General features: G+C 46.0%; 13 protein-coding genes. 2 read left to right on the top strand and 11 right to left on the bottom strand.

Annotated elements, in window-relative coordinates; translation table 11 throughout:
- Positions 1-79 precede the first annotated feature (79 nt).
- The 3 genes from D2V93_RS01345 to D2V93_RS01335 form a co-directional block, all read right to left on the bottom strand.
- Positions 80-1,024 (bottom strand): helix-turn-helix domain-containing protein, encoded by a 945-nt coding sequence (locus D2V93_RS01345; protein WP_245750709.1) that lies wholly within the window; start codon positions 1,022-1,024, stop codon positions 80-82.
- Positions 1,025-1,038: 14 nt separating this feature from the next.
- Positions 1,039-1,881 carry an SDR family NAD(P)-dependent oxidoreductase gene (locus tag D2V93_RS01340; protein ID WP_119618070.1) on the bottom strand — a complete coding sequence of 281 codons (843 nt, stop codon included), beginning with the start codon at positions 1,879-1,881 and terminating at the stop codon, positions 1,039-1,041.
- 130 nt (positions 1,882-2,011) lie between these two features.
- A complete protein-coding gene (locus D2V93_RS01335; protein WP_119618069.1) occupies positions 2,012-3,223 on the bottom strand; it encodes an RsmB/NOP family class I SAM-dependent RNA methyltransferase in 1,212 nt (403 codons plus the stop codon).
- 59 nt (positions 3,224-3,282) lie between these two features.
- Here D2V93_RS01335 and D2V93_RS01330 point away from each other — a divergent pair, with 59 nt between their 5' ends.
- On the top strand, positions 3,283-4,314 hold the full coding sequence (locus D2V93_RS01330) for a WD40/YVTN/BNR-like repeat-containing protein (protein WP_119618068.1): 1,032 nt from the start codon (positions 3,283-3,285) through the stop codon (positions 4,312-4,314).
- A 189-nt stretch (positions 4,315-4,503) separates the two neighbouring features.
- Here the strand turns inward: D2V93_RS01330 and D2V93_RS01325 are convergent, their stop codons facing one another.
- The 8 genes from D2V93_RS01325 to D2V93_RS01290 form a co-directional block, all read right to left on the bottom strand.
- The gene (locus tag D2V93_RS01325) at positions 4,504-4,848 is read right to left on the bottom strand and encodes a DUF6515 family protein (RefSeq protein WP_245978036.1); all 345 of its coding nucleotides are present in this window, start codon (positions 4,846-4,848) and stop codon (positions 4,504-4,506) included.
- 121 nt (positions 4,849-4,969) lie between these two features.
- Complete coding sequence (locus tag D2V93_RS01320) at positions 4,970-5,410, bottom strand: hypothetical protein (protein ID WP_119618067.1); 441 nt, start codon at positions 5,408-5,410, stop codon at positions 4,970-4,972.
- On the bottom strand, positions 5,403-5,933 hold the full coding sequence (locus D2V93_RS01315; RefSeq protein WP_072882082.1) for a hypothetical protein: 531 nt from the start codon (positions 5,931-5,933) through the stop codon (positions 5,403-5,405). Before D2V93_RS01315 ends, D2V93_RS01320 begins: the two co-directional genes overlap by 8 nt.
- Positions 5,934-5,966: 33 nt before the next feature.
- Positions 5,967-6,509 (bottom strand): RNA polymerase sigma factor, encoded by a 543-nt coding sequence (locus D2V93_RS01310; protein ID WP_072882081.1) that lies wholly within the window; start codon positions 6,507-6,509, stop codon positions 5,967-5,969.
- A gap of 167 nt (positions 6,510-6,676) precedes the next feature.
- A complete protein-coding gene (locus D2V93_RS01305) occupies positions 6,677-8,503 on the bottom strand; it encodes an ABC transporter ATP-binding protein (protein WP_119618066.1) in 1,827 nt (608 codons plus the stop codon).
- Between the two features lie 4 nt (positions 8,504-8,507).
- Positions 8,508-10,214, bottom strand: coding sequence for a phospho-sugar mutase (locus D2V93_RS01300; RefSeq protein ID WP_119618065.1), 1,707 nt, complete (start codon positions 10,212-10,214; stop codon positions 8,508-8,510).
- A 54-nt stretch (positions 10,215-10,268) separates the two neighbouring features.
- Positions 10,269-11,216, bottom strand: coding sequence for a glycosyltransferase family 2 protein (locus D2V93_RS01295; protein ID WP_119618064.1), 948 nt, complete (start codon positions 11,214-11,216; stop codon positions 10,269-10,271).
- A gap of 42 nt (positions 11,217-11,258) precedes the next feature.
- Entirely contained in the window at positions 11,259-11,780 is a 522-nt protein-coding gene (locus D2V93_RS01290) for a DUF4199 domain-containing protein (protein ID WP_119618213.1), read from the bottom strand.
- 160 nt (positions 11,781-11,940) lie between these two features.
- On the opposite strand from D2V93_RS01290, the gene D2V93_RS01285 reads away from it, so the two are divergent.
- Positions 11,941-12,201 carry a type B 50S ribosomal protein L31 gene (locus D2V93_RS01285; protein ID WP_072882077.1) on the top strand — a complete coding sequence of 87 codons (261 nt, stop codon included), beginning with the start codon at positions 11,941-11,943 and terminating at the stop codon, positions 12,199-12,201.
- Positions 12,202-12,266: the final 65 nt, after the last annotated feature.

Genomic DNA, 12,266 nt, shown 5'->3' with positions numbered 1-12,266 from the left:
CAAATTTACGATTTTGGAGTGGAATATCTGCTGTCTTATGATAGAGTTTTGAACCGCGGGTGTTGATATTTGACAAGCATCAATTGAATGAAGCCCTAAAAGCCAACGGCGACTGCTTGGTTTTGCTTTTGAACAACTTACTGAAGGATTGGGAATGCTCGAATCCTAGCGTATATGCAATCTCGCTGACCGAAAGTTGGGTGGTCGATAATTTTTCCTTGGCTTTCTCTATCAGTTTTTCATGGATGTGCTGCTGGGTACTTTGTCCCGTCAAAACTTTGAGCAAACTGCTCAGGTAATTGGAGGAAACGTTCAGGGTGTCCGCTACGAATTGGACGGTCGGTATTCCTTTGTTGATGGCCTCCTCTCCGTTGAAATAGGTGTCGAGAAGATCTTCCAACCGAACCAAAACCTCGTGGTTGTTGATTTTTCTCGTAAGAAACTGTCTTTGATAATATCGTTCGGCATAATTGAGTAATAATTCCAGTTGGGCAATGATGATATTCTGACTGAATTTGTCGATGTTGGACCGATATTCTTGCTGGATGTGCAACAAAATGTCGATCATGGTATTCTCTTCCTTTTCAGAAAGAAAGAGGGCTTCATTGATGGCGTAGCCAAAGAACTCATAGTTTTTGATGGTCTTGGCCAAAGGGGTATTCCACAGAAAATCGGGGTGGATGAGCAGCAACCAGCCCGAAGGCTTCTTTTCCGTTGGGAGCATTTCAAACTGAAGTACCTGTCTTGGGCCGATGAATGTCAACAACCCTTCATCAAAATCGTATTCCTGTTGCCCATACCTTACCTTAGCTGAGACATTGCGCTTCAATCCGATAGAATAAAAATTTTGTGTCCAAGTAATCTGGTTTTCAATGGTCTGATAATCCACTTGACCATAATCGACCACACTTATCAAAGGATGTTCGGGTTTGGGCAGTGCACAAAACCTGTGGAACTCGCTAAGGGTATTGAACGTATGCATAATCCATTGAAGGTTAAGGGACAAGGCAAAGCCTTGCCCCATTTTGAAATTACATATTAATTTTTAAAATCCGTGGAATGGCTTAGCTCCTTGGTCGCTTCCAAGGCAGTTTCCAAGGTTTTCAGTTTTTGTTGAGCCATGCCATAGGCGTCGCTGCCCAAGAACAAATGCAGGGCAGGGTTATCGCTTTCAGCCACTTTGATGAGCACCTCTGCAGCTTTTTCGGGATCTCCAAGCTGGTTGCCGGCTATCTCCTCTTTGTGCAAGCGTTCCGATTCCCGGGCCTCGGCATACACATCCATCCGGTTTTTGGCCAATTTCAGGGAATCATCCGATAGAAAATCGGTGCGGAAATATCCCGGATATACCAAAGTGGTGTGAATTCCGAACGGATTCGCTTCAACAGAGAGGGCCTCTGTGAAACCGACAACCGCAAATTTTGTGGCACAGTAAATTCCAAATCCGGGGAAATTGCCGACCACTCCCGCTACCGATGCAATGTTGAAAAAGTGTCCGGAGCGTTGTTCCCTTAAATGTGGCATCGCTTTTCGAATAACGTTCAACATACCAAAGACGTTCACGTCAAAGTTTTGTCGCGCCTCAGCATCCGAAATTTCTTCCAAGGTCCCATTTTGTCCGTAGCCAGCATTATTGACGACCACATCTAGGTGACCATAGTGGTTTAGCACTTGTGAGATGGCAGACTCCACACTTTCCTCGTTCATAAGGTCAACTTGTAGTGGCAGGAAAGCCTCATGCTTTCCCACGGCATTTTCCAAGGCACTTAAACTTCTGGAGGTAGCTGCCACTCGATATCCTTGATCCAATAAAGTTTTTACCAAAGTAAGTCCCAGACCTTTGGAAGCTCCGGTAACCAACCATACTTTTTTTGTGTCCATTTTCGTAGAATTTTGATTGTTAAGAATTGACACAGCAAAGTTGCCCTGAAACGAGGGGGTACATGTAGCCTAATCTACGATTGTTGTAGTCGAAATTTATGATTGGGTGCAAAAGACCCTTGCAAAGGATTTAATTCCTTTTCATCAATGCCATATAAAAACCGTCAAAACCGGTTTCGGAAGCATAAACGTTCTGTTCTCTTACCAGTTCGAATTCCTTGCCGTTTACCGATTCCAGGAATTTTTTGACCTGTTCGGTGTTTTCCTGGGGAAGTATGGAACAAGTGGCATAGACCATCTGTCCCCCTTTTTTCACCATTTTGCTATAATTCTGGAGGATGTCCTGCTGCACGCCCATGATCCTATCGATGAACTCGGGCTCCAGCTTCCATTTGGAATCAGGGTTTCTTTTGATGACGCCCAAGCCGGAGCAGGGGGCATCCAACAGCAATCGGTCGGCACTGTTGTGCAGTTTTTTGATCACCTTGGTGGAGTCGATGGGGCGCGTCTCGAAATTATGGATTCCGTTCCTTCTGGCCCTGATCTTGAGTTTTTTCAACTTACTCTCATAGATGTCAAGGGCGATGAGTTGGCCCTTGTTCTGCATGAGCGATGCCAAATGCAGGGTCTTGCCACCAGCACCGGCACAGGCGTCCACTACGCGTTGCCCAGGTTGCACTTCCAAATAAGGGGCCACCAATTGGGATGAGGCATCCTGCACTTCAAACAGCCCATCCTTGAAAGCTTCCGTAGTGAACACGTTCTTGCGTTCCTTCAACTTCAGGGCATCGGGATAACCGTCGATTTCCACGGTTTCGATATCTTCTTTGGCCAAAAAAAGTTTGAGCTGCGGTTTGGTGATCTTCAGTGTGTTTACCCGCAAAATAACATCTGCTTGTTGGTTGAGTGCGGCAATTTCTTTTGTCCATAGCTTGTTGCCCAGGGATTTCTCCCCGAGTTCGTCCATCCAATTAGGGACGGATTCCCGAAACTTTCGGATCTTGGAGAGCTCATCGAACCTCCCTTTGATCCTTCTCTCCGGGGTTTCTTCCATCTGCTTCCAATCGGGCAATGGAATGCCTTTCAGCACGCACCAGACCGCAAACAATCGAAACAAGTGCTGACGGGTATAGGGTTCGTGCGCTTCAGCTATCTCGGTATAGAGTCGTTTCCAACGTACAATGTCATAAGTGGTCTCAGCAATGAACGCACGATCACGCGCACCCCAACGTTTATCGTATCGAAGTACTTTTTCTATCACCTTATCGGCATATTCTCCATCGTTGAAGATCTGCTTTAGGGCATCTATTACGGCAAAAACTAGGTTTCGGTGCAATCGCATGATACAAAATAAGGTTGCAAAGGTATCATTTCTCCTTACTTTTGAAGAAAATAAATGTAATGAGGATTTCCATTTTTCTTTTGATGGTCTTGGTTTTGGCCTCCTGTGCCGAAGAACAAAAGCACCAACCGTTCCAATCTGTGACCGTGACACCCGTTTATGAAGATTCGGTGAGCATCCGCGCCATCACCTTTTTGGATGGCAGAACGTTGGCCTTTGCGGGGAGCAACGGAATGTATGGGACGGTGGATGTCACTTCGCATAAAGTAAGGGCCAATGTGCAAACCTATGATTCGTTGACGCCCAGTTTTAGGGCGGTGGGCAAGACCAGCAACGATTTTTTCATGTTGTCCATAGAAAGTCCCGCCTTGTTGTACAAGACCGGGAGTGGTGGAAAAATGGAAGTGGTGTACCAAGAAGAAGGGGAAGGGGTGTTCTACGACGCCATGGCCTTTTGGGACGATACCTTTGGTATCGCGGTGGGCGATACGGTAGATGGGTGCCTTTCCATTATTCTCACCAAAGACGGGGGACAAACGTGGAGTAAACTGCCTTGTAGCAGTTTGCCAAAAGGCATCGAAGGGGAGGGGGCCTTTGCAGCCAGCAATAGCAACATTGCCATAGCAGGAAATAAGGTTTGGATCGGGACCACAGAAGGTAGGATCTATCATTCTGCGGACAAAGGGGCCACTTGGGAAATCCAACAGACACCCATCATTCACAAAGAACCTACCCAAGGCATCTATTCCATGGATTTTTATGATGAGCATCTGGGGTTTGCCATTGGTGGTGATTATACTTCACCCGAGTCCAACCAAAAGAACAAGGTCATAACCGTTGATGGTGGAAAAACATGGAACCTGATTGCCGATGGAAAGGAACCGGATTATAAAAGTTGTGTGCAGTTTGTACCCAATTCGGAAGGGAAGGGGCTTGTCGCCATTGGGTTTACGGGCATTTCCTATTCGGGTGATGGTGGTGAAAATTGGAAGGAGTTGAGTGAGGAACCGTTCTTTACCCTACGCTTTTTGAATGATTCCACGGCTTATGCCGCTGGGAGTAAGCGTATCGCCAAATTGGAGTTCAACTAAAGTGAGGCTCTCCAAAAGTGATTAAGCTGTCATTTTGAGCTGTCACCCTGAGCGCAGTCGAAGGGGAGGTGAAAAATCTCAATTATCTTAATTTCAGGTATTTGAATTTAAAAATGGATCCTTCATTTCATTCAGAATGTCATTTTTTAAAGAGCCTCGGAATCAATCAATTAACCAACCAAAAACAAACTATACGGTAACGACCACATATTGTCGGCCTGATCGTTTATACCAAACGCCCATGTAGCTGTACAGTCTTCGTCCGTTAACATAGACGACCTTGCTTCCTCGGGGCAGCGTGCTCACTACTACGCCACGGGGAGCGGCGGTAACCACATAATTACGGCCACGGGCTTTGTACCATACACCATCGGCATAATAAAAATTCGTGTTCTTGTGGACAACCACTTTAGGACTGGACAGGCTGGTGACTACGGTTCCATGCTTGGGATATACCCTTACCACTGTTCTTCTTTGTGCACTTGCGGCCACTATTGTTCCCAAAAAGGCCACGATAACCAAAATTGTCTTCATACGTTTCATAATGTGGATTTTTATGGTTTCTGTAGCTAAGACATCGGTTGGGAGAAAAGGTTTAATGCATAAAAAAAGGAGTCTTTTTTTGACTCCTTTGGATTTTAGTGTTGTGAATGGGTCATCTACCACCTTTTCGCTTACGGTACTGTTGCAACAACTGCCTTTTGAAATCTTCTTCTGCCTTGATCAGCAAAAGTGCCTTTTTGGCCGGGATCACCTTACGGATGTTTGCCATGAAATCCTGTTCTTCACGATGTCTTTCGTTTTGGAGGGCGAGCATTTTGTCCAACAGGGTTTCGGATTCGCTTTCGGACAAGCTTTCTGCCGAGGATATCTGGGATCTCAGTTCCATGCGTTCTTTTCTGCGAATGGTCTCCAAGTCCTCTTCGTGCTTATTGTATATGGGCCAGAAGGCCTGGGCCTCTTCGCTCGTAAGTCCTACCTTTTCAGTAATGAACGCTACTTTCAGGGTCTTGATCCGGTCCCTTGCCTGGCCTTGTGCCTGTACCCCAAAGGCCGTCAAGATTAGGGTAAGCAATATGAGTGCTCTTTTATTCATGCTCTTCATTTTCTAAGTGTAAATCCTCAATGTCTTCCATAGTATCCTCCAAGTATTCCCAAAGGATATCGTTGGTCAGGTCCTCGGCCAGCACATCGTTCAACTGGATGTCTTCCAAAGGAATGGTCTCGGCAATTTCATAGGAGCTGAGTCCAATGTCGTGATTATCAAAATAGGCATCTATCTCGGCGCTGGCCAAATCATCAAAACCGAAGGAAGCAGTCTCTGTTTTCCAGTTGATACTAAAAATCAACAGGAAAATGGCCGCAATCGCTGCCGCTGCGTAATAAAAATTCCGACGCTTATCCAGTGGGATGACCTTTCCACTTTCCTCCGTGGTTTTGGATAGAATCGTGGGAACAACCTCATCGAAGTAATTTCCCGGTACGGAAAAACCATCGGATTTGGGGATGTTGGTCCCAGTACCGCTTTCTTCCTTTTGGATCCGGTCCATCAAGCGGTCATGGAAACTTTCAAAGTAACCTTCCGGGGTGTTGAACTTATTTTTGCTGTTCTTTTTCATGGTATTTTTATGACTTCAATTTGTGCCAAAGGTTTAATCTGCTTTAAGATACGCCTCAATTTTCTTTGCGGCCAAATGATAGGATGCCTTCAAGGCCCCGACCGAGGTTTCCAATACCTCGGAAATGTCCTCATACTTCATTTCCTGAAAATATTTCATGGTAAAGACCAGTTTTTGCTTGTCCGGAAGGGTGGCCAGTGCCCTTTGGAGCTTTAACTGGATCTCATCACCCTCAAAATAGGCGTCGGCCTGAAGGTTTTCTACCATACGCTCTTTGAGTTCTTGGTCGCCAATGCCCATTTTTTTTGATTTCTGTTTCAAAAAGGTCAACGACTCGTTGGTGGCGATGCGGTACATCCAGGAGTAGAGTTTGCTGTCGCCCTTGAATCCATCGATATTCCGGTACACTTTTATAAAAGTGTTCTGCAATACATCGTCCGCATCATCATGGTCAAGGACAATCCGCCTAATGTGCCAATAAAGGCGTTCCTTATAGGTGTTCACCAATACCTCAAAGGCCTTTGCCTGGCTTTCCTTGCTCTTGAGCTCTTGTACTAGGGTTTCCTCAGCGATCAATCTTTGTAGGTTTTGATGCTATGACTAAGGTAAGGGGAAATGGTTTAATTTTTCAAGGTTCAATAATCAATAAACAATTGACATTTAACAATTACCAATATGTTTTTTTAGAAAAAAGGGAAACACCTATCCAAAACTCCAACGATCCGATCAATCCAAAAATCCGATCAAGAAGTGAACGACTGCATCTCCACCAGTTTTTTGTAACTCTTTTGGGATTGCATCAGTTCTTCGTGGGTGCCCTGTTCCAAGATTTCGCCCTTGCCCATCACAACGATGGAATCTGCATTCTGGATGGTGGACAAACGGTGGGCGATCACGATGGAAGTGCGGTTCTTCATCATTTTCTCAAGGGCATCCTGCACCAATCGTTCGCTTTCGGTGTCGAGGGCGGATGTGGCCTCGTCCAAGATCATGATTGGGGGGTTCTTGAGCACGGCCCGAGCAATGGAAAGGCGTTGTTTTTGCCCGCCACTCAACTTGTTCCCACCATCTCCGATATTGGTGTCGTAGCCATGGGGCAATTCCATAATGAAATCGTGTGCATTGGCCACTTTGGCCGCCTCAATGATCTCGGCCATGGTCGCGTTTTCCTTGCCCAGGGCAATATTGTTCTTCACGGAATCATTGAAAAGAATGGAATCCTGGGTCACCAATCCCATCATGCCGCGAAGGGATTTTTTGGTGATGTTCTTGATGTTGGTCCCGTCTATGGTGATTTCCCCTTTGTTGACATCGTAGAAACGGGTGATCAGATTGGCCACGGTGCTCTTTCCGCTTCCAGATTGGCCCACCAAGGCCACGGTCTGCCCCTTTTCAACCTTTAGGTTGAAGCTTTTCAGGACATAATCCTCCTCATATTTGAAAGAAGTGTCCTTAAACTCGATGCTCGAACTGAAATCGGTCTTTTCCATGGCCCCTTCCATGTCCTTGATGGGGTTTTCAGACTCCAGTATCTCCAAGACGCGCTCTGCGGCTGCATTTCCTTTCTTTACTCCATACGAAGCCTTGCTGATGGCCTTGGCAGGGGTAAGTATGTTGTAGGCAAGCCCCATATAGGCAATAAAAGAGGCGGCATCGAGGGTTTCTTCTACCAAAACCATACGTCCACCAAACCACAATAAGATTCCAATGACCAAAATCCCAAGGAATTCGCCCGTCGGGGAAGCCAGATTTTGTCTGTTTAGCAATGTGTTGGAAAACTTGAAAAATCTCGAGGTGGAATTTTCAAAGGTTTTGTAAAACTTGGATTCGGCGTTAAAAGCCTTTATGACCCGAAGTCCACCCAAGGTTTCCTCCACGATGGAAAGGAATTCCCCCTGTTCCTTTTGCACCTTGTCCGATTTGCGTTTTAGGGATTTCCCAATACGGGATATTAACATTCCGGCTATGGGAATAAAGACGAAGACAAATATGGTCAGTTTCACACTGATTAAGAACATGACCACAATGGTGAAAAGGATGGTCAACGGCTCCCGCACGATCAATTCCAAAACGGACAGGAAAGAATGTTGGATTTCCAATACATCCGAAGTGATCCGGGCAATGACATCCCCTTTTCGTTTTTCGGAAAAATACGAAATGGGCAAATCCACAATTTTCTCGTACATCTTGTTCCGAATGTCCTTGAGCACCCCGTTCCTCAAAAACGTAATGAAATACATCGCCAAGTAATTGAAGATGTTTTTGAGCAAGAAAAGGACCAGGACCAGTCCAACAACAATCACCAGACCTTTCATGGGGTCCTCGCCGGAATATTGCGTGACCCGGTAGTTCATGTAGTCCATAAAGTAATCCTTGGCTTTGCCTATGCCTTCAAATGAAGGCGGAGCCGTAAGTTGCTTGGTCTTATCGAACAATACATTGAGCATTGGGATAAGGGCCGCAAAGGAAAGCGCACTGAAAAGCGCGTAGAGGATATTGAAGAATATGTTCAAATAACCGTATTTACGGTAAGGTCCCGCAAAACGGAGAATCTTTTTAAAGTAGTTCATTCACTTACAAATTCAGCTCGGATAGGATACCTTCTATCTTGGTTTCCAATTGCGAATTTACGGATTTATAATCCTCCGCCTTGTCCAATTTTGCATTGGTGCTGATATAGAACTTTACCTTGGGCTCCGTTCCGCTGGGCCTGGCCGCAATCCGGGTGCCATCTTCGGTCTCGTAGATAAGCACATTGGATTTGGGCAGATGGATGGTCCGTTCCTCGCCTGTCTGCACATTTTTGGCGGTGGAGGTGTTGTAGTCCTCGACCCAAAGCAACTTTGAGCCTTGCACGGAGGCCACTGGGTTTTCCTTGAAGTCCTTGAGCATCTGCTTGATCTCTTCCGCGCCACTGATCCCTTTTTTGGTAAGGGAAATCAATTTTTCCTTGTAAAAACCAAACTGCACATAGCAATCGATAAGGTCTTCGTAGAACGAGCTGCCATTCGCTTTGGCATTGGCGGCAATCTCACAGGCCAATAGGGTAGAGGTGACCGCGTCCTTGTCCCGGACAAAATCGCCCACCATATAGCCAAAACTTTCCTCGCCACCTCCAATGAACTTGGAAGCAGGGAAATCCTTGATCATTTTCCCGATCCATTTGAAGCCAGTAAGTGCCGTTTTAAACTCTACGCCATACGCTTTGGCCATTTGCTCCATCATGGGGGTGGATACAATGGTAGTGGCGATGAACTCGTTGCCCTTGAATCCTTTTTCCTTATATCGATCCAATAAAAACTTGGTCATCAACACCATGGTCTGGTTGCCGTTCAGCAGTTCCATCTTGCCCTCTAGGTTGCGGACGGCGATTCCCAACCGGTCACTGTCGGGGTCGGTGCCCACCACCATATCGGCGCCTATTTCCTCTGCTTTTGTAATGGCCATCGCCAAGGCTTCGGGTTCCTCTGGGTTGGGGGACTTGACGGTTGGAAAGCCACCATCGGGCTTTGCCTGCTCCTCAATGATTGTGACATTGTGGTATCCGGCCCGTTTCAACACTTCGGGTATGGCGGTGATGGAGGTGCCGTGCAGCGAGGTGAACACAATTTTAAAATCGTCCTTTCCTTTCGCATGGAAGTCCCCATTGGAAACGGAGGCTTCAAAAAAGGCTTCGTCCACATCCTTATCGATCATGTGGATCAGATCGTCGTTGGGACCAAATTGGATATCTTCAAAAGAAAGGGAATCGATTTCCGCGATGATTTCCCCATCTTGTGGTGGCACAATCTGTCCGCCATCGGCCCAATATACTTTGTATCCGTTGTATTCTGGGGGGTTGTGCGATGCGGTCAACACAATTCCGGCATGGCAGCTCAGGTGTCTCACGGCAAAGGACAACTCAGGAGTGGTGCGGAGCTCGGAGAACAAATAGACCCTGATACCATTGGCAGAAAACACTTCGGCCACCGTTCTGGCCAGGGTGTCGGAATTGTATCGGCAATCGTATGCGATTACCACCCGAATGTCACTGTCGGTATAGGTCCTTTTCAGGTAATTACTGAGCCCTTGGGTACTCTTTCCCAAGGTGTATTTGTTGATTCGATTGGTGCCCACGCCCATCACGCCACGCATCCCGCCCGTTCCGAATTCCAGATTTTTGTAGAAGCGATCTTTGAGTTCTTCGGGGTCATTTTCAATAAGATGTCTGATTTCTTTTTTTGTTTTTTCATCAAAAAAATCGATCAACCAAGATTGAGCGGTAGCGGTAATGGAATCCATTTGTATAGTGTTTATGTGTCTTAAAAATACAAAGATTATAAGTTTGGGTGGGGCTTAAAGGTTAATTTTATCGGAGATATTGTAACGGGTATCATTTTTTCTGGAGCGTACCATGATCTCCCCGATAAACCCTGCCAAAAACAATTGCGTACCCATGATCATTGCGGTAAGGGCAATGAAGAACTGCGGCCGTTGGGTGATCAATCGGCCCGTTGGGTTCAGGAAGAGTTTGTCCACGCCCAGATAGACCGAAAAACAAAGGCCCACAAAGAACATGAGAACGCCCAGTGCGCCAAAAAGGTGCATGGGCCGTTTGCCAAACTTGGACACGAACCATATGGTGATCAGGTCCAAAAAACCATTGATGAAACGCTCTGCGCCAAATTTGGTGGAACCGTATTTTCTGGCTTGGTGCTGCACCACTTTCTCCGTAATCTTCGAAAAACCGGCATTTTTGGCCAGAACGGGGATGTAGCGGTGCATTTCCCCGTGCACTTCGATGTTCTTCACCACCTGGCTGTCAAAAGCCTTGAGACCACAATTGAAATCGTGCAGTTGCACACCGGAAGTTTTCCGGGCGGCCCAGTTGAATAGTTTGGAAGGGATGTTCTTGGCGATGATGGAATCGTATCGTATTTTTTTCCAGCCCGATACCACTTGTTGGCCCTCTTGGGTCACCATGCGGTACATTTCGGGAATTTCCTCGGGGTTGTCCTGAAGATCGGCATCCATGGTAATCACCACATCGCCTGTAGCCGCCTTGAAGCCAGCATGCAGTGCCTGCGATTTCCCATAGTTCTTGTAAAAACGGATGCCTTTTACATGTTCGTTCTGTTGGGAAAGATCGGTGATGATTTTCCAGGATCCATCCGTGCTGCCATCATCTATAAAGATGATCTCATATAAAAAATGATTGGATTGCATCACCTGTACAATCCAATCATGTAGTTCTTTAAGCGATTCGTGCTCGTTGAGCAAAGGAATTACAATGGAAATCTGCATTGCTTGTTTCTGGATTTCCCTTCAAAAGTAGTATTTTTTGGTTTAGTAGGACGGTTTGCTCTTTTTCAAGATCAGTCCCACGATCAGACCGATGACCAAGCCGAAGATACTGTTCATGATCAAACCCACTGGGTATTGGATCCAAGCAAATCCTTTTTGCATTTCCACAGCTTGGTCCCATTGCTCCTCTGTCATGTTGGGATTTTGCTCAAAAGCCTTGGGTTTGGCAATTTCCATGGCCTTGTCAAAAAAGTCGGGTTCAATGAAATGGGTCAGGATGTACTGATAGGCCAAGGAAATCACGGCCCCCACCACTGCGGCACCAACGGCCACTTTCAGCGCCTCGGAAATGGTCAGGAAACCACCATTGGCCTTTTTAAAGGCATTGACGGCAATAAAGAGGACACCCGCCATGATCAAGATGGAGACCACGATGATCGAAGCGTTCATTTCATAGTGCATTTTTTGGGTGTAGAGCATTACACCGAACACCACGGATATGATGCCCAGTAAAAGCCCATAATTGAGCGCAAATTTTCCGGTTTTTGGTTGTTGTTCTTCCATTTTTTTGATTTTTGTGTTGATTGTAGCCAATTAGTGCCGGGGTCGGGCATTTTGTTACAGTTAAAGTTACTTTTTTATTTTTTAGGTCTTTTGAGTTGGTCGTGTCAAAGAAATCATTAAATTTGCACCTCGAAAATTCTGAGATTAAGCATTTAAGACGATGAAAAAAGATATACACCCAGGAAACTATAGAATGGTGGCTTTTAAGGATATGTCAAACGAGGATGTGTTCATTACCAAGTCCACTGCAGAGGCAAAGGAGACCATCACTGTGGATGGTGTGGATTATCCTTTGGTGAAGTTGGAGATTTCAAGGACTTCGCACCCTTTCTATACCGGTAAGACCAAATTGGTGGATACCGCTGGTAGGATCGATAAGTTCAAGAACAAGTACAAAAAGTTCAAGCAAGAAGAGGAGTAGACCGAATAGGTCATCCTTTTTAACGATTTATAGGAACGCTCCCGATGTTTTTCGGGGGCGTTTTT

Origin of the sequence: Flagellimonas taeanensis (genome assembly GCF_003584105.1) — a bacterium.
Classification (GTDB): Bacteria; Bacteroidota; Bacteroidia; order Flavobacteriales; family Flavobacteriaceae; genus Flagellimonas; species Flagellimonas taeanensis.
Note: the sequence above shows the minus strand (reverse complement) of the source record. Positions and strands in the feature narration are given on the sequence as shown.

Coding starts and splice junctions, on each gene's coding strand:
- D2V93_RS01285 (WP_072882077.1), top strand. CDS start 11,941: ATGAAAAAAGATATACACCCAGGAAACTATAGAATGGTGGCTTTTAAG.
- D2V93_RS01290 (WP_119618213.1), bottom strand. CDS start 11,780: ATGGAAGAACAACAACCAAAAACCGGAAAATTTGCGCTCAATTATGGG.
- D2V93_RS01315 (WP_072882082.1), bottom strand. CDS start 5,933: ATGAAAAAGAACAGCAAAAATAAGTTCAACACCCCGGAAGGTTACTTT.
- D2V93_RS01345 (WP_245750709.1), bottom strand. CDS start 1,024: ATGGGGCAAGGCTTTGCCTTGTCCCTTAACCTTCAATGGATTATGCAT.
- D2V93_RS01305 (WP_119618066.1), bottom strand. CDS start 8,503: ATGAACTACTTTAAAAAGATTCTCCGTTTTGCGGGACCTTACCGTAAA.
- D2V93_RS01330 (WP_119618068.1), top strand. CDS start 3,283: ATGAGGATTTCCATTTTTCTTTTGATGGTCTTGGTTTTGGCCTCCTGT.
- D2V93_RS01320 (WP_119618067.1), bottom strand. CDS start 5,410: ATGAATAAAAGAGCACTCATATTGCTTACCCTAATCTTGACGGCCTTT.
- D2V93_RS01300 (WP_119618065.1), bottom strand. CDS start 10,214: ATGGATTCCATTACCGCTACCGCTCAATCTTGGTTGATCGATTTTTTT.
- D2V93_RS01325 (WP_245978036.1), bottom strand. CDS start 4,848: ATGAAGACAATTTTGGTTATCGTGGCCTTTTTGGGAACAATAGTGGCC.
- D2V93_RS01295 (WP_119618064.1), bottom strand. CDS start 11,216: ATGCAGATTTCCATTGTAATTCCTTTGCTCAACGAGCACGAATCGCTT.
- D2V93_RS01335 (WP_119618069.1), bottom strand. CDS start 3,223: ATGCGATTGCACCGAAACCTAGTTTTTGCCGTAATAGATGCCCTAAAG.
- D2V93_RS01340 (WP_119618070.1), bottom strand. CDS start 1,881: ATGGACACAAAAAAAGTATGGTTGGTTACCGGAGCTTCCAAAGGTCTG.